A 17579-nucleotide genomic window follows, 5' to 3' on the forward strand; every position below is an offset into this window, starting at 1 on the left:
AGGGGGACCGGGTGGTGGGGCGGCCGGTCAGCCCCCGGCGGGGTGGGGCGCGCCCTGCGGTGCGGAGATCGTCTGGTGGGGGAGTGCCGTGCCGCCCGCGGCCGGTGCGGGCACCTGCTCGCCGAGGACGACGTGGCGTACGACGCGTTCGCCGGCGCGCCCGTCGTCGTAGGAGCAGAAGCGCTCGCGGAACGCGGCCCGCAGCTGCGCGGAGCGTGAGCCGCGCCAGTGGCCCGTGGCGAAGATGTCGATCAGCTCGTCCTCGGAGCGCGCGACGGCGCCGGGCGGGAAGGACCGCAGGTCGAAGTAGGTGCCGCGGGCGGCCTCGTACGCGTCCCAGTCGTCGGCGTGGACGACGATCGGACGGTCCAGGCACGCGTAGTCGAACATGAGCGACGAGTAGTCCGTGACCAGCGCGTCCGCCGCCAGGCAGAGCGACTCGACGCGCGGGTGGTCCGACACGTCGATGAGGCGGCCGCCCGCCGCGCGCGCCAGCGGGGCGTCGTACGCGTGGTGGGCGCGGGTCAGGATCACGAAGCGCGGGCCGAGCGTGCGCAGCATCCGCTCCAGGTCGAGCGTGAGGCGCTGGGTGACGCGGTAGTCCCGGTGCGTCGGCGCGTACAGGATCGCGGTCGAGCCCTCGGGGATGCCGAGCGTCTCGCGGATGTGCGCGATCTCCCGCGAACTCGCCTTCAGGAGGCGGTCGTTGCGCGGGTAGCCGTACTCCAGCGTGGTGTACGAGGAGGGGAAGACGCGCTCCCACACGAGGGTGGAGTGGCGGTTGGAGGACAGGACGTAGTCCCACTTGTCGACGTTGCGCAGCAGCGCCGCGAAGTCCGTGCCGCGGGCCGCCGCCGGGTGGTCCTGGAGGTCGAGGCCCATCTTCTTCAGCGGTGTGCCGTGCTGTGTCTGGATGAGGATCTGCGTGGGGCGCTTGACCAGGCGCCGGTCGAAGTTGACGTTGTTGACGAGGTACTTGGAGCGGGCGAGGGCCGTCCAGTACGCGGCGGTGCCGGGGGTGAGGCGGCGGGTCGCCGTCGGGATCGTGTGGTGGTGCGCGGGCTCCGCGATCCAGGACGTCCGCACGTGCGGGGCGTGCTCGCGGAACGCCTCTTCGAGGGCGCCCGGGTTGCAGCCGTGCCCGCGCCCCCAGTACGCGGCGAACACCGCCTCGTTCTCCCGTACGGGCAGCCGCAGCTGGACGCGGTAATGGAGCTGGAGGGCGGCCGCCTTGAGGGTGCGGCGGGCCCGCGTCGCGTACCGGCCCGCGCGCCGCGTGACGCGCAGCGCCGTCCACAGCGCACGGTAGGTGCGGTGCGTGCCGAGGCGGACCAGGGCGTGGCGCAGCCGGCTGCGGCGCGGCAGGCGGGCGCCCGGGGTGCGGTAACGGGCGTAGTGGGCGCGGGACCTGCGCAGGAACTCGGCGCGGCTGCGGCGCGGCAGCCGGCCCCGCTTGGTGAAGATCGTGGACAGGTGGTCGACCATGCGGGCGAACATCAGCGGCCGCCACTCCGCGTCCAGGTCAGGGTGCTGGTCGAGGAACTCGAAGACCCGCTCGTACTGCTCGAAGATGTCGAAGTGCTTGCGGGACGTGGTGCCCAGGATGTTGCCCTGGCGCCGCTGCCGGTAGTGCACGCAGACCCGGTCGAGCGTCGCGAGGGACTCGGCGGCCATCAGGGCCGGGTAGGTCCAGGGCGTGTCCTCGTAGTAGCCGGGCGGGAAGGTGAAGCCCTCGCGCTCGATGAACTCGCGGCTGTACGCCTTGTTCCAGACCACCATGAGCAGCTTCAACAGGCCGGGACGGTCGGCGAGTTGGAAGGACGCCGGGCCTTCCTCGGTGAGCAGGTACGCGTACTGGTTGCGGACCTCGCGGCCGTCCCAGAAGGTGCGCGCGTAGTCGTAGACCAGGATGTCGGGGGAGCCCGTCTCCTTGACGCGGTCCGCGATCGCCTGGAGCGCGCCCGGCGTGAGCGTGTCGTCGCTGTCGAGGAAGAGGACGTAGTCGCCGGTGGCGTGGCGCAGGCCCGCGTTGCGGGCGCGGCCGAGTCCCACGTTCTCGTCGAGGTGGACGGCGCGCACCCGGGCGTCGCGCGCCGCGAACTCGTCGATGATCTGCCCGCAGGCGTCCGGTGAGCAGTCGTCCACCGCGATCACCTCGACGTCCCCGAAGGACTGTTCAAGGACCGAGGCGAGGCACTCGTGCAGATACGCCTGCACCTTGTACACGGGGACGATGACACTGAACCGGGGCAAGGTGGCACATCCATGGGTCGGCGCGGGCATACTGCCCGGGAACGGCCGACGGATGAGATCGGTTACGCCGAATGCGGCATACGGGGGACGTGCGAAAGGGGCAGGCCCACGTGGCGGACCCGCCCCTCAACAGCACGTGCGTACGGGCTACTTCACGGCGCCCGCCATCACGCCGGACACGAACTGTCGCTGGAACGCGAAGAACACGGCCAGCGGGATCACCATCGAGATGAACGCGCCGGGGCCGAGCACGTCGACGTTGTTGCCGAACTGGCGTACCTGCGTCTGGAGGGCGACCGTGATCGGCTGGTTGCCGGTGTCCGCGAAGATCAGCGCGACCAGCATGTCGTTCCACACCCACAGGAACTGGAAGATGCCCAGCGAGGCGATCGCGGGTGCGCCGAGCGGCATCACGACCCGGACGAACAGGCGCAGTTCACCGGCGCCGTCGAGCCGGGCCGCCTCCAGGAGCTCCCGGGGGATCTCCGCGAAGAAGTTCCGCAGCAGGAACACCGCGAACGGCAGCCCGAAGCCGACATGGAAGAGGATCACGCCGAACAGCGAGCCGAAGATGCCGATGTCGCCGAAGAGCTTCGCGATCGGTACGAGTGCCAACTGCACCGGCACCACGAGCAGGCCCACCACGATCAGGAACCACCAGTCGCGCCCCGGGAACTCCATCCACGCGAACGCGTACCCGGTCAGCGAGCCGATCACGATGACGAGCAGGGTCGCGGGCACCGTGATCAGGGCGGTGTTGACGAGGGACTGGGTGATGTCGGAGTTCTCCAGGAGGCTGCTGTAGCTCTTGAAGGTGAGCTGGGACGGCTCGCTGAGCACCTTCCACCAGCCGGTCTCCGCCATGTCCTCCGGGGAGCGCAGGGAGGACAGGAGCAGTCCGATGGTGGGCAGCAGCCACACCGCGCCGACCACGAGCAGCACGAACTGGAGCAGGCCGCCGCTGACCGCGTCGCCGATCCGCCGCGCGAGCGACCGCTCGCCCTTCACGCTCTCGTCCACGGTGGTCATCGCCGTACCTCCCGCCGCAGTCGCCGCATGTTGAACCACATCACCGGGATCACGAGGAGCAGCAGAAGCACCGCGATGGCGCTGGCGAGACCCTCGTTGCTCTCGCTGAACGCGGAGCGGTACAGCTGGAGGGCGAGCACGTTCGCGTCGTCCTGCGAGGAGCCCGGCGCGATGATGAAGATCAGGTCGAAGATCTTCAGCACGTTGATCATCAGCGTCACGAGGACGACGGCGAGCACGGGCGCGAGCAGCGGCACCGTGACCCGTCGGAACACCTGCCACTCGGAGGCGCCGTCGACCCGGGCCGCCTCCAGGAGTTCCCGCGGGATGGAGGCGAGGCCCGCGCCGATCAGGACCATCGCGAACCCGGCCCACATCCACACGTACGCGACCATGATCGCGGTCGTCACGATGTTGAGGTAGAGGTCGAAGCCGCCCAGGTGGATGGTGAAGAACTTCTTGTCGCCGAGCCAGTCGACGCCGTTGTACGGCTCCGCGAAGTTGGCCTCGGGCAGGCGGAGCCGAGCCCCGTCGGCGGCGGCGGGCAGCGTGAACGTACCGTCGCTCGCGGCCGTCGTGGACGCGACGACCTTGCCGTCCTTCACGGCCTCGATCCGCATCCCGGGATAGCCGACCTCGCTCGCGTCGACCTGGTTCTTCTTCCCCGCCCCCTTGCCGAGCGTGAAGTCCTGCCAGGTCGTGCCGGTGACCTTCCCCGCTGTGGTCGGCGCCGCCTTCGGGGCTTTCGCGCCGTCCGGCATCTGGTCCGGCGCGACGCCGACGAGCGGCAGCAGGACGGGTGTTCCGGCCCGGACCGGATCCTTGGTCAGGAACGGGCCGCCCGCCTTTCCGGCGATGCCCGCGTCCGGCCGCGGATGCGCCTTCGGGAACGCGGACGACGAGACGAACGTGTCGTGCACCGAGGTGACGACCGCGTTCGCCGCGCCCTTCTCCGGGTCCTGGTCGTACACGAGGCGGAAGATGATGCCGGCCGCCAGCATGGAGATCGCCATCGGCATGAAGACGACCAGCTTGAACGCCGTGCCCCAGCGGATGCGTTCGGTGAGCACGGCGAAGATCAGGCCGAGCGCCGTGGCGACCGTCGGGGCGAGCACCACCCAGAAGATGTTGTTGTTGATCGCTGCTTTGGTGTCCTCGCGCGTGAACAGCGTCTCGTAGTTGTCGAACCCGATGAACGAACTGCCCGACGCGTTGAAGAAGCTGCGCACCACCGAGTACCCGATCGGGTACACGACGAGCGCGCCGAGCAGCACGAGCGCCGGCAGCAGGAACAGCAGCGCGATGGACTTACGGGTTCCGGTCACGCTCTTGACGCGGCCCGGAGGGCCGGCGGCCGTGGTCATCGCCGCGTCAGTCCTTGTACGCCTTGGCCGCGTCGGCCTCCAGTGTGCGCTGGGTGCCCGCGATGTCCTTCGGGTTCATCAGGAAGTCCTGCAACGCCTTCCACTCGCCCTTGCCGGGCGTCCCGCCGAACGCCTGCGGGGTCTGGTCCGACATGTCGAAGCGGAAGTCGTCGCCCGCGTCGATGACGGCCTTGGCGATCGTGCGCTGCACGTCGTTCGGGTACGCCGACAGGTCCACGTTCTTGTTCGGCGAGACGTAACCGCCGAGCTTGGCCTGGATCGTCGCCGCCTCCGGCGAGGCCAGCCAGGTCACCAGCGCCTGCGACGCCTTGGAGTCCTTCAGGATGACCGCCGCGTCACCGCCGCTGACCACCGGGGGCTCCCCGGACCCGACCGCGGGGAACGGGAACACCTTCGCGTCCGTGCCGATCTTCGCCTTGGTCTGCTGGATGTTGACCTGCGCGAAGTCGCCCTCGTAGACCATGGCGCCCTTGGGCTGGTCGCCGCCGGTGAACGTCTGCTCCACCGACTTGGTGAACTCGGTGCCCACCGCACCCTTGTTGCCGCCCGCCATGAACTCGCTCTTGCCCCACAGCTGCGCGAGCGTGGTCAGCGCGTCCTTCACGGACGGGTCGGTCCACTTGATCTCGTGCTTCGCCAGCTGGTCGTACTTCTCGGGGCCCGCCTGCGAGAGGTAGATGTTCTCGAACCAGTCGGTCAGCGGCCAGCCGTCGGCGCCGCCCACGGACACCGGCGTCACACCGGAGTCGGAGATCGCCTGCGCCGTCTTCAGGAACTCGTCCCAGGTCTTGGGCTCCTTGGCCGCCGCGTTCTCGAAGACCTTCGCGTTGTACCAGACCAGGGACTTGTTGGCCGCCTTGTAGTACGCCGCGTACTGCGTCCCGTCGACCGTCCCGAGGTCCTGCCAGCCCTTGCTGTAGTTCTTCGCGAGCTGGTCCTTGGCCTCCTTGCCGAGCGGCTTGGCCCACTTCTTGTCGACGGCCTGCTTGATGGCGCCGGGCTGCGGCAGCATCGCGACGTCCGGCGGGGCGCCGCCGGCCACCTTCGACCCCAGGAAGTTGATGATCGGGTCCTGTGCCGGTACGAACGTGACCTTGGCGCCCGTCCGCTTCTCGAACTCCGAGAGGACCTGCTTGAAGTTCTTCTGCTCCTCACCGGTCCACACGGCGGCGATCTCCACCGACTCGCCGTTCAGCTTGGGCAGTTGGAGCGAGGAGCCGGAGCTCTTCTCGCCTCCGCCACTCGGCTTCTTGCCGTCGTCGTCGTCCCCGCAGGAGGTCAGCGCGAGGGCCAACGACCCTGCGGTGACGGCTATGACGGCCTTGCGGAAGGTGCGTGTCCGAAGAGTGCTGCGCATCACTGCCCCGTTCTCGTCCTGAACGCTGAACGTACGTACTGAGCGCTTGTGTCCCGTGCGCTCTGGTCTACGCCCGGCCAGGGAGACCCGGCAAGAGTGCCGGTCATGTCAAGACGGTGATCGTGACGGGGTCGTGATGGGCGGCCCCTCCACCTAGGGCGATCTGGCCGCCGCCCCGCCTTGGGCAATCTGCCGCCAAGGGCGGCAGGGTGGGCAAGGCGGCCCCCCAGCGCGGGGCGAGCGCCCCGACAGGGCCCGCACCACAGCCCCGCCCGGCACGCACAGCCCCGCCCGGCCCGGCTAGAGCAGCGACGGCACCTCGCGCGCCGACACCGACCGAGCAGCCCGCTCCAGCGCACTCGCCAGCAACGCCAAGTCCGTAGGCCCGTTCCCCAGTTCCCGTACGGGCCGCCGGTCCGGCGGATCCCCCATCCGGGCCCAGTCCAGCGCCACGACAGTGGGCCGCTGCGTAGCGGTCCGGGGAATCCTCCCGGTCACCCGCCCCGCCTGCAACCCCACTTCACGCCCATCGCCCCCGAACACCCGCCCCCGCCCGGGCGCGACCTCCTCCGCCCCGGCGGAGCCCACCGCGTCGAGCACCACATACGGCCGCCCCGTCCACCCCGGCGCCCCGCCGGAGGCGAACGCCGCGACGAGATGCACCCCGAGCCGCTCCCCGTCCCGCGCCACGGCCTCGAGGGCCCGCACCACGGACCCCGCGGCGGGCCGCCCCGGCGAGCCGAGCGGCGGCGAGAGCAGCGCGTCCAGATCGTCCACGACGACCACCAGACGCGGCAGCGGCGGCGCGGTCTCGGTCTTCTCCCGGGCCGCCCCCGGCCGCAGCCGCATCGTCGAACTCGGCGGCGCGTCCAGGTCGGCCGCCCCGCCACCGCCCGCCGTGGGCACCGTCCGCTGGGCGACCATCCGCCCCGACACGGCCCGCTGGGTGTGCCACTCCGTGAAGTGCGTACGCCCTATGAGCTCGGCCCGCCGCTTCAGTTCCGTACTCAGCGACTGCGCGAACTCCCGCATCCGCACCGGGTCGTTGGCCGCGAGATGCGTGGTGACATGCGGCAGATCCGTGCAGACGCGCAGCCCGTCGGCGCGCTCGCTGCCGCCGCCCGCACCGCCCTGCCCGTCGACGAGGACGAGCCCGAGCCGGTCGGGCCGCTCGGCGGCGGCCAGGGACGCGGCGACCGCGCGCAGCAGTTCCGTACGGCCACTGCCCGCGGGCCCCTCGATCAGCAGGTGCGGCCCTTCGGCGGCCAGGTCGATGCCGACGGGGCCGCGCGGTCCGGCGCCGAGCACGGCCCACACCCGCCCGCCGAGCGACTCCGGATCGTCGGCGGCCGCGGCCCAACGCGCCATCAGGGACGCGGGGGTGGCCCGCGCGAGCCCCAACTCGTCCAGCAGGCGGGCGGATTGAGGCAGCGGCGCCGTCACGCGCGCGCCCGGCCTGCCGCCGGGACCGGCCGCCGTGTCCGTGCGCAGCGGGGCGAGCGCCCGCGCGAACCGCTCGGCCCAGGCGAGCGACACCGCGTCCACCGTGGCGACCGTGCCGTGCCCGACGAGCTGCCCGCGCGCGGCACGGTGCAGCCGCAGGGCCGTCGCCACGTCCCCGCTGAGCAGGGCCACGGCGCCGCACGCGCGGAACGCGGGCGACTGCGCGCACGCCTCCTCGAAGGTCCGCTCGACCGGCGACGCGGGGGAGGTGGCCGGGGTCTCCGCCAGGCACACCACATGGATGCCGGCCGCGGCGCCCTCGGCGGCGAGCCGCACGGTGGCCTCGCGCAGCGCGGCGGAACCGGGGTCGCCGTCGACGACGACGACCGTCGCGGTCTCCGCCTCCCCGGGGCGGTGCCCGGCGACGTGGTCGTCGAGGCGGCGAAGGAGTTCGCCGGTGCGCGCGGCCGCCTGCTCGCGGTCGTAGGCGAGCAGGAGGCGGCAGTCCTGGCCGTGCGCCGGACGCACATGGGGCAGCCAGCCGAGCCACGACCACTCGGCGACCCGCTGCTGCACGGTGCGGTCCCGGTCCGTGCTGATCAGGACGAGCTCCAGGCGGTCCGGCGCGTGCAGCCCCGCGAGCTGGGCGACGACGCAGCGGGCCAGGCCGGTCAGACGCGCCCGCGGGCCCGCGAGGCCGAGCGCCCCGGCCTCGGCGAGGCCCACCGTGACGGGGACCGCGGGCAGCAGCCCCGCCCCGTCCGGCGTGGGCCGGTCGACCGTGCCGAGCCGCAGGGCCAGCGACTCGGGGTGCCCGGGGCCGCGCTCCCACAGCCGGGGTCCGGGGCCGAGCGCGGTGAGCAGCAGCGCGGCGGCGTCCGGCCAGGTCTCGGCGGCGGCCTGGGGGCCCGGGGCGGGCTCCTCCTCGTACGACTGCGAAGAGGTGGGCGTGGACGGGGTGCGCAGGGCGTACGGCTCGTGGATCTCGTGGTGCTGGTCCTGCTCCTCGCGGCCGCCGCGGCGCAGCAGCCGGCCGAGGCCGCCGCGCTTACGAGGGGCGCGCGGCAGCGCGGTGCCGCGCGGTGGTGTGCCCACGCGCGTGCTCTCCGCGGCGGGCGCCGTGCCCTGCTCCGGCACGACCGGTTCGGGGACCACGGGCTCCGCGGGGTGCTCTCCCGCGGCGCCCCAGGACGCCTCCCCGTAGGCATGCCGCGTCTCGTCGTCTGTGGGCCCGGTCGCGTCGGCCTCGCCCTCCGGTGCGGTCCTGGGGCCGCCGAACTCCACCCGCACGTGTCCCTCGCCGTCCGGCGCCGTGCCCAGGGGCGCCGTGCGGGTCGCGTCGCCCGCGCCCGCGACGCGCAGCGCCGATTCGCCGAGGCGCAGCAGTGCGCCGGGGGAGAGGCGCACGGGGCGGGCGCCGAGGGGGCGGCCGTCCACCGTCGTACCGTTCGTCGAGCCCAGGTCGACGACCGTGACCCGGCCGTCGGCGGCCAGCGTCACCGCGCAGTGCAGCCGCGACACGTCCGGGTCGTCCAGCGGCACGTCCGCCTCGGCGGAGCGGCCGATGCGGATCTGCCCGCCGTGCAGCAGGTGCACCCCGCCCGCGTCGGGCCCGGCCACCACATGGAGCTGCGCCGCCGCGCCGTCCGGCTCGGGGCCGGGATCGGTCGGGGCGCCCAGCGAGAGCACCGCGCCGTCGGTCAGCGGTGGCTCCCCGAGCAGACAGCGCTGCGCGTCGAGCCGCTCGCCACCCGCGTACAGAACGGAAGAAGGGGCGTCGCCGCCCGCGACGGTCGCGGCGAGACCGGAGGCGACGGCCGCGAGCGCGGTGCCGGCGGGGGCGGTGACCAGGACGTCCGCGCCGTACGCGGTCGCGTCGGGGCGCATGCCCAGGGGGTCTACGACGGTAAGCCGGATCTGCATCGCCGTCTGCGGTCCCTTCTGCGCGGGCACCCGGGACGGGACAGCCCGCGGTCCCCCACCGCAGATTCCCCCACCACTACGGGCACGTCAGCCAGTGCTGGAGGCATCCTCGCACCTGCCACTGACAACACGCCCACCACCCACTCGTAAGTGATCTTGATTGGTCGGCTCTGCCCGCAAAAGTGCCTGCTCGGTGCCCGCTTGAGATCGGTCACGTCGTCCGGCGGCAACCAACGGCCCCAGCCGTGCGTCTTTCCGTCGAACACGGGTAGGGCGGGCTGCGAGGCCGCAGGGGAGGCCGTGGAAGATCGACAGCCTGTCCGGGGATGTCCGCCACTAGAGTGGGTCGGAACACCCGGAGACGGGTCGTCGATCAGCAGGACCGACAGCAAGTCCATCAGCAGTAGGCAAGCAGGGAGCGCATGACGTGCGGCCGGTAGGCAGCAAGTACCTGCTCGAGGAGCCGCTCGGACGCGGCGCCACGGGCACCGTCTGGCGAGCCCGCCAGCGCGAGACCGCGGGCGCCGAGGCGGCCGTCGCCGGGCAGCCCGGCGAGACCGTCGCCATCAAGGTCCTCAAGGAGGAGCTGGCGAACGACGCGGACGTGGTGATGCGCTTCCTCCGCGAGCGCTCCGTCCTGCTCCGCCTCACGCACCCCAACATCGTGCGCACCCGCGACCTGGTCGTGGAGGGCGAGCTCCTCGCCCTCGTCATGGACCTGATCGACGGCCCCGACCTGCACCGCTACCTGCGCGAGAACGGACCGTTCTCGCCGGTCGCGGCCTCGCTGCTGACCGCGCAGATCGCCGACGCGCTCGCCGCCAGCCACGCCGACGGCGTCGTCCACCGCGACCTCAAGCCGGCGAACGTGCTGCTCAAGCAGGACCACAGCGGGATGCACCCGATGCTCACCGACTTCGGCATCGCGCGCCTCGCCGACTCCCCGGGCCTGACCCGTACCCACGAGTTCGTCGGTACGCCCGCCTATGTGGCGCCCGAGTCCGCCGAGGGCCGCCCGCAGACCAGCGCCGTCGACATCTACGGTGCGGGAATCCTGCTGTACGAGCTGGTCACCGGGCGTCCGCCGTTCTCCGGCGGCAGCGCCCTCGAAGTCCTCCACCAGCACCTCAGCGCCGAACCGCGCCGCCCCTCCACCGTCCCTGACCCGCTGTGGACGGTCATCGAGCGCTGCCTCCGCAAGAACCCGGACGAGCGGCCGAGCGCGGAGAACCTGGCGCGTGGCCTGCGGACCGTCGCCGAGGGCATCGGCGTGCACGCGAACAGCGCGCAGATCGCCGCCGCCGAGGGCGTCGGCGCTCTGCTGATGCCGGACCCGGACCCGGCGCAGGTCCCGGGCATCCCGGGCGCCGCCGACCCGACGCAGGTGCTGCCGAGCAACGCGGGCTCGTACGACCCGAACGCGGCCACCAGCGTCATGCAGCACCAGTCCGGCAACCAGTATGCGGACGCGGACCCCACCTCCGTGCTGCCGAACAACCGCGGCGCCGCCGACCCGACCGCCGTCATGCCGCCGGTCCCGCAGGACCCGCCGCAACAGCAGCAGATGCCGGACGCGTGGGGCAATCAGCTGCGCGCGGCCCGCGACCGCAACGAACAGACGCAGATCCAGTACCTCGACCCGAACGACGACCCCCTGCGCCGCCGTCCGCAGCGCCAGGTCGCCCGCCCGCAGCAGGAGCCGCGCAGGCAGCAGCCGCAGCAGTACGCGCAGCGGCAGCAGCGTCCCGCGCCGCGCCAGGCCCCGCAGCCCCAGCAGCAGCCGCAGCAGTACGCGCCGCCGCAGGCACCGCCGCCCCAGCAGCCGCGGCCGCCGCGCGAGCCGCGTCAGCGCAGCGCCAACCCGATGAAGATCCCGGGCCTCGGCTGCCTCAAGGGCTGCCTGTTCATGATCGTGATCCTCTTCGTGGTGAGCTGGCTGGTCTGGGAGTTCACCCCGCTCCAGGACTGGATCGGCACGGGCAAGGGCTACTGGGCCCAGCTGTCCGACTGGTTCGACACGGTCACCGGCTGGATCGGCGACCTGGGCGGCAATTCCGGCAACTAGACAGCAACTTGTAGGTGGCGTTGGAGATTTGTCGACATCCGACGGGTGATTTCCCCCGCTGATGCGTTGGTTGGCGTCCGAGCCGCGTAGCTTGGGCGCCAACACGCGTCTGTAGGAGCAGTCTTGGCACGGAAAATCGGCAGCCGGTACACCGCACACCAGATCCTGGGTCGCGGCAGCGCCGGCACCGTGTGGCTGGGCGAGGGACCCGACGGTCCCGTCGCCATCAAACTTCTGCGCGAGGACCTCGCCTCCGACCAGGAGCTGGTCGGCCGCTTCGTCCAGGAGCGCACCGCCCTGCTGAGCCTCGACCACGCGCGCGTGGTGGGCGTCCACGACCTCGTGGTCGACGGAAACGACCTCGCCCTGGTCATGGACCTCGTCCGGGGCACCGACCTGCGCACCCGCCTCGAGCGCGAGCGGCGCCTGGCCCCCGAGGCCGCCGTCGCCATCGCCGCGGACGTCGCCGACGCGCTGTCCGCCGCGCACGCCGCGGGCATCGTGCACCGCGACGTGAAGCCCGAGAACATCCTCCTGGACATGCAGGGCCCCATCGGCCCCGGCGGCGCGCACCCGGCGCTGCTCACGGACTTCGGCGTCGCGAAGCTGATCGACACCCCGCGCCGCACCAAGGCCACGAAGATCATCGGCACCCCGGACTATCTCGCCCCCGAGATCGTCGAGGGGCTGCCGCCCCGCGCGGCCGTCGACATCTACGCCCTGGCGACCGTCCTGTACGAGCTCCTGGCCGGCTTCACGCCGTTCGGCGGCGGCCACCCGGGAGCGATCCTGCGCCGCCACGTCACGGAGACCGTCGTCCCGCTCCCCGGCATCCCGGACGAGCTGTGGCAGCTGCTCATCCAGTGCCTCGCCAAGGCCCCGGCCTCCCGTCTGCGCGCCTCCGAGCTCGCCGCGCGGCTGCGCGAGCTCCAGCCCCTCGTGGCGGGCATGGCCCCCCTGGACGTCGACGAGCCCGACACCGAGCCGCTCCCCGACGAACCCGAGATCACGGACCCGGAGCCGTCCGAGTCGCCGGTCCCGCGCCGCGGTGCCGTCTCCCTGGTCCCCGGCTCCACGCCCACCGACTCCAACCGCGACACCCATACGTCGATGAGGGTCCCGGCGCCGGACGAGCTGGCCGGCGGCGCCCGCGGCACGGCCCGCGCCCCCCGCGCCAGCGGCGCCCCCCGCCCCGGTTCGGCCCGCAACCGCTCCTCGGCCCGCCGCCGCCGGATCACGCTGGGGGTGGCCGGGGTGGTCCTCGCCGCGGCGATCGGCGGCGGCATCTACGCGGCAACGTCGGGCGGCGACCAGTCACCGCCACCGGACAGCGAGAACTCGGCACCGGCGTCGCCGTAGGCGGTGCGTTGTCGTCCGCGGGTGGGCGGGGGCTGGTCGCGCAGTTCCCCGCGCCCCTGCGGCAGCGGCTTCGCCGCTCAGCCATACGTCGGGGAAATGCGCGCGAAGCGCATGCATTTCAGGGGCGCGGGGAACTGCGCGACCAGCCCCCACCGGACCCGCACCCGACCACGCACCCCGAAACCCCAGCCCCGGGCCCCCGGACCCGCACCCGGCGGAGACCACTTGCCCCAGCCGTTAGGCTGGTCTCGTGGCAGTCGTCGATGTTTCCGAAGAGCTGAAGTCCCTCTCCTCGACCATGGAGTCGATCGAGGCCGTCCTGGACCTCGACAAGCTGAGGGCAGATATCGCCGTGCTCGAGGAGCAGGCGGCCGCGCCGTCCCTCTGGGACGACCCCGAAGCGGCACAGAAGATCACCAGCAAGCTGAGCCACCTCCAGGCGGAGGTGCGCAAGGCCGAAGCGCTGCGCGGCCGTATCGACGACCTCGGCGTCCTCTTCGAGATGGCCGAGGAGGAGGACGACCCCGACACCCGCGCCGAGGCCGAGTCCGAGCTCGTGTCCGTCAAGAAGGCGCTGGACGAGATGGAGGTCCGTACGCTGCTGAGCGGCGAGTACGACTCCCGCGAGGCGCTGGTCAACATCCGCGCGGAGGCCGGCGGCGTCGACGCCGCGGACTTCGCCGAGCAGCTCCAGCGCATGTACCTGCGCTGGGCCGAGCGCCACGGCTACAAGACCGAGGTCTACGAGACGTCGTACGCGGAAGAGGCCGGCATCAAGTCGACCACCTTCGCCGTCCAGGTCCCGTACGCCTACGGCACGCTCTCCGTGGAGCAGGGCACGCACCGCCTGGTCCGCATCTCCCCGTTCGACAACCAGGGCCGCCGCCAGACGTCCTTCGCGGGCGTCGAGGTGCTCCCCGTCGTCGAGCAGACCGACCACGTCGAGATCGACGAGTCGGAGCTGCGCGTGGACGTCTACCGTTCCTCGGGCCCCGGCGGCCAGGGCGTGAACACGACGGACTCCGCGGTCCGTCTGACCCACATCCCCACCGGCATCGTGGTCTCCTGCCAGAACGAGCGCTCCCAGATCCAGAACAAGGCCACGGCGATGAACGTGCTGCAGGCCAAGCTCCTGGAGCGCCAGCGCCAGGAGGAGCGCGCCAAGATGGACGCCCTCAAGGGCGACGGCGGCAGCTCCTGGGGCAACCAGATGCGGTCGTACGTCCTGCACCCGTACCAGATGGTCAAGGACCTGCGTACGGAGTTCGAGGTCGGCAATCCGCAGGCCGTTCTCGACGGTGAGATCGACGGTTTCATCGAGGCCGGAATTCGCTGGCGCAAGCAGACCGAGAAGTAGTCACCGCTTTATCGACAAGGCAACTGCCGCTCTGTGAGCGGCAGTTGCCTTTTGTTGTGCGTGAAATGTGAAGGCGTTTGCGCCTTTTACGTCACAGTCACATGTCCGTACGACGGTCAAGTCGCTCTATTGCGGACATTGCGTGCGCAACGACCTTGACGTTGATCTGAAAACTGGGAAGGCTGGCGCGCGGCATGCGTATCAGTGGGACGTGTGTGAACGGGGGAGGGTCGAACGCGACCCCTGCTGCCCCTGAACGAACGCCGTCCCGGGCGCTGCTCCATTGACGATTGGCTACTGGGGGTAGCAGACAGATGACCAAGAAGACGCGTATCCGTGTGGCGCGTATAGCCGCCGGCGCGGTGATCGCTGCCGGTGCGTCCCTGACCGCCGCGGGTGCCGCCTCCGCGCTTGAGATCGACGTCCCGGGGCTGGCTGGTGTCAGCGCGGGTGAGGACGGTGTCGGCATCACCGTGACCGGTGGCGCCGAGGGTGGCGGGACCGAGGGCACGGTCGGCGGCGGCGCCGTCGCCGGGGTCGACGCCGGCGCGACGACCGGCGGCGCAGCCGCGGCGGGCGGTTCCGCTGCCGCGGGCGGTTCCGCCGCGACCGGTGGCTCGTCGTCGACGGGCGGTTCGGCCGCGACCGGTGGTTCGTCGTCGACCGGTGGTTCGGCCGCGACCGGTGGTTCGTCCTCCACGGGCGGTTCGGCCGCGACCGGCGGCTCCTCCTCGACCGGCGGCTCGGCCGCGACCGGTGGTTCGTCCTCCACGGGCGGCTCCTCCACCGGCGGTTCCTCCTCGACCGGCGGTTCCTCGTCCACCGGCGGTTCCTCCTCCACGGGCGGCTCCTCCACCGGTGGTTCGTCCTCCACGGGCGGCTCGTCCTCCACGGGTGGTTCCTCCTCGACCGGTGGTTCGTCCACCGGCGGCGACAACACCAACCCCGACGGCAACAACAACCCCGTCGAGCAGGGCCAGGGCAAGGACAGCCTGCAGGACACCGGCACCACGCCGGCCGAGCAGACCGCCGACCAGGGCAAGGGCGGCGAGCTGGCCGAGACCGGTGCGGACGGCACCACCGTGCTGCTCATCGGTGCCGCGACGATGATCGCGGGCGGCGTCGGCTTCCGGCTCCTGCCGCGCCTCGTCGGCAACCGCGGCGGCGCTGCCGCGTAAGGCATGCGCGAAGGCCCGGAGCCGCTCGGCGGCTCCGGGCCTTCGGTGTCTCTGGGGTCCCGCTACACGGTCTGGTGCGCGAGCAGCGCCACCGCCGCCACAAGGACCGCCACCAGCGCTATCAGCGCGGCCGGGCTGACGCCCGACAGGGGGCCCTCCTGCTGGAGCCGCTCGCGGTTGGCCCGGCACACGGGGCAGCGGCCCTCGCTCACGGGGGCCGCGCAGTTCGCGCACACCAAACGGTCGTAGGTCATGCGCTTCTCCTCCTCCCGCGCGGCGAAGCCGGCCAAGGGATTTCCCACTGGTTCTCTCCGCTCAACGCTCCGGGAAACGCAACCGTTCCCCCTACCACTGTGCCAGCTTCCCGGATTTTCGGCGCGCCCCGCCCCCAGGACGGTCCCTGACCAGGCAGGGGATGGACAAAAGCGGCACCGGGATCGGCTCCGTACGGGGACAAAACGCGCAACCGGGGACGGCGCCTGCGCTCCGCATGCCGGTTCGCGTATGGTCACGCTCACCTACCCCCGGCGACCTGTGGTGCACCCGTGATCCGATTCGACAACGTCTCCAAGGTCTATCCCAAGCAGACCCGACCCGCCCTCAGGGATGTCTCCCTGGAGGTCGAGCGCGGTGAGTTCGTCTTCCTGGTCGGCTCGTCCGGCTCCGGCAAGTCGACGTTCCTGCGGCTCATCCTGCGCGAGGAGCGGGCCAGCCACGGCCAGGTGCACGTCCTGGGCAAGGACCTGGGACGCGTATCCAACTGGAAGGTCCCCCAGATCCGCCGCCAGCTCGGCACGGTCTTCCAGGACTTCCGCCTGCTGCCCAACAAGACCGTCGGCGAGAACGTCGCCTTCGCGCAGGAGGTCATCGGCCGGCCGCGCGGCGAGATCCGCAAGGCCGTCCCGCAGGTGCTCGACCTCGTCGGCCTCGGCGGCAAGGACGACCGGATGCCGGGCGAGCTCTCCGGTGGTGAGCAGCAGCGCGTGGCCATCGCCCGCGCCTTCGTGAACCGGCCCAAACTGCTGATCGCGGACGAGCCCACGGGCAACCTCGACCCGCAGACGTCCGTCGGCATCATGAAGCTCCTGGACCGCATCAACCGGACCGGCACCACCGTCGTGATGGCCACCCACGACCAGAACATCGTGGACCAGATGCGCAAGCGCGTCATCGAGCTGGAGCACGGCCGCCTCGTGCGCGACCAGTCGCGCGGCGTCTACGGCTACCAGCACTGAGAGAAGTACAGAGAAAGCTGCGAAAGGCTCAGTAGACGCTATGCGTGCCCAATTCGTCCTGTCGGAGATCGGCGTCGGTCTCCGCCGCAATCTCACGATGACCTTCGCCGTGATCATCTCGGTGGCCCTCTCGCTCGCGCTGTTCGGCGCCTCGCTCCTGATGAGCGACCAGGTGGGCCAGATGAAGGGCTACTGGTACGACAAGGTCAACGTCTCGATCTTCCTGTGCAACAAGGGAGACGCCGAGTCCGACCCGAACTGCGCCAAGGGTCCGGTCACGAACGAGCAGAAGGACCAGATCCTCGCCGACCTCAAGAAGCTGCCCGTCGTCGACAAGGTGGCGCACGAGTCGCAGGACGACGCGTACAAGCACTACAAGGAGCAGTTCGGCGACTCCCCGCTGGCCAGCTCGCTGACGCCGGACCAGTTGCAGGAGTCGTACCGGATCAAGCTGAAGGACCCGGAGAAGTACCAGGTCATCGCGACCGCGTTCAACGGCCGTCCCGGTGTGCAGTCCGTGCAGGACCAGAAGGGCGTGCTCGACAACCTCTTCCGGCTGCTCGGCTACCTCAACTGGGCGGCGGGCGCGGTGATGGCGGTCATGCTCGTGGTCGCGCTGCTGCTCATCGTGAACACCGTCCGCGTCTCCGCGTTCAGCCGCCGCCGCGAGACCGGCATCATGCGGCTCGTCGGCGCGTCCGGGTTCTACATCCAGGCGCCGTTCATCATGGAGGCGGCGGTCGCCGGACTCATCGGCGGCGGCATCGCCTGCACGATCCTGGCGGGCGGCCAGTACTTCGTGATCGACAACGGCGTGGCGCTCTCCGACAAGCTCCAGCTCATCAACTTCATCGGCTGGGACGCCGTGTTGACGAAGCTGCCGCTCATCCTCGCCGTGAGTGTCCTGATGCCCGCGCTGGCCGCTTTTGTGGCGTTGCGCAAGTACCTCAAGGTGTGACGAGTCTCCTGCGCGACCCGGGGCGCCGTACGGTTCA

The 17579-nt window shown here is 71.5% G+C and carries 12 protein-coding genes; 6 read left to right on the top strand and 6 right to left on the bottom strand.

Translation table 11 applies throughout. The features are described 5' to 3' along the window. Positions 1–27: 27 nt before the first annotated feature. The 5 genes from AB0L37_RS08410 to AB0L37_RS08430 form a co-directional block, all read right to left on the bottom strand. Positions 28–2253 (bottom strand): bifunctional glycosyltransferase family 2 protein/CDP-glycerol:glycerophosphate glycerophosphotransferase, encoded by a 2226-nt coding sequence (locus tag AB0L37_RS08410; RefSeq protein WP_365501709.1) that lies wholly within the window; start codon positions 2251–2253, stop codon positions 28–30. A gap of 147 nt (positions 2254–2400) precedes the next feature. Beyond that, positions 2401–3282, bottom strand: coding sequence for a carbohydrate ABC transporter permease (locus AB0L37_RS08415; RefSeq protein WP_365501711.1), 882 nt, complete (start codon positions 3280–3282; stop codon positions 2401–2403). Further along, the gene (locus AB0L37_RS08420; RefSeq protein ID WP_365502103.1) at positions 3279–4607 is read right to left on the bottom strand and encodes a sugar ABC transporter permease; all 1329 of its coding nucleotides are present in this window, start codon (positions 4605–4607) and stop codon (positions 3279–3281) included. Before AB0L37_RS08420 ends, AB0L37_RS08415 begins: the two co-directional genes overlap by 4 nt. Positions 4608–4653: 46 nt before the next feature. Continuing rightward, positions 4654–6024, bottom strand: coding sequence for an extracellular solute-binding protein (locus AB0L37_RS08425; protein WP_365501713.1), 1371 nt, complete (start codon positions 6022–6024; stop codon positions 4654–4656). Positions 6025–6324: 300 nt separating this feature from the next. Continuing rightward, a complete protein-coding gene (locus AB0L37_RS08430; protein ID WP_365501715.1) occupies positions 6325–9390 on the bottom strand; it encodes an FHA domain-containing protein in 3066 nt (1021 codons plus the stop codon). Between the two features lie 427 nt (positions 9391–9817). Here AB0L37_RS08430 and AB0L37_RS08435 point away from each other — a divergent pair, with 427 nt between their 5' ends. From AB0L37_RS08435 to AB0L37_RS08450, 4 genes are all read left to right on the top strand, one after another. Beyond that, positions 9818–11455 (top strand): serine/threonine-protein kinase, encoded by a 1638-nt coding sequence (locus AB0L37_RS08435; RefSeq protein WP_365501717.1) that lies wholly within the window; start codon positions 9818–9820, stop codon positions 11453–11455. A gap of 123 nt (positions 11456–11578) precedes the next feature. Continuing rightward, positions 11579–12814, top strand: a complete 1236-nt coding sequence (locus AB0L37_RS08440) for a serine/threonine-protein kinase (protein WP_365501719.1) — start codon at positions 11579–11581, stop codon at positions 12812–12814. 250 nt (positions 12815–13064) lie between these two features. Continuing rightward, the gene (gene prfB, locus AB0L37_RS08445) at positions 13065–14171 is read left to right on the top strand and encodes a peptide chain release factor 2 (RefSeq protein WP_365501721.1); all 1107 of its coding nucleotides are present in this window, start codon (positions 13065–13067) and stop codon (positions 14169–14171) included. A gap of 314 nt (positions 14172–14485) precedes the next feature. Next, complete coding sequence (locus tag AB0L37_RS08450) at positions 14486–15349, top strand: hypothetical protein (protein WP_365501723.1); 864 nt, start codon at positions 14486–14488, stop codon at positions 15347–15349. 62 nt (positions 15350–15411) lie between these two features. Here the strand turns inward: AB0L37_RS08450 and AB0L37_RS08455 are convergent, their stop codons facing one another. After that, positions 15412–15603: a hypothetical protein gene (locus AB0L37_RS08455; protein WP_365501725.1), complete on the bottom strand. Its 192-nt coding sequence runs from the start codon at positions 15601–15603 to the stop codon at positions 15412–15414. Between the two features lie 291 nt (positions 15604–15894). Here AB0L37_RS08455 and ftsE point away from each other — a divergent pair, with 291 nt between their 5' ends. Then, a complete protein-coding gene (gene ftsE / locus AB0L37_RS08460; protein ID WP_365501727.1) occupies positions 15895–16584 on the top strand; it encodes a cell division ATP-binding protein FtsE in 690 nt (229 codons plus the stop codon). A gap of 40 nt (positions 16585–16624) precedes the next feature. Further along, positions 16625–17542: a permease-like cell division protein FtsX gene (gene ftsX / locus AB0L37_RS08465; protein ID WP_365501729.1), complete on the top strand. Its 918-nt coding sequence runs from the start codon at positions 16625–16627 to the stop codon at positions 17540–17542. Positions 17543–17579: the final 37 nt, after the last annotated feature.

Origin of the sequence: Streptomyces sp. NPDC052225 (genome assembly GCF_040679615.1) — a bacterium.
In the GTDB taxonomy this organism is placed as follows: Bacteria; Actinomycetota; Actinomycetes; order Streptomycetales; family Streptomycetaceae; genus Streptomyces.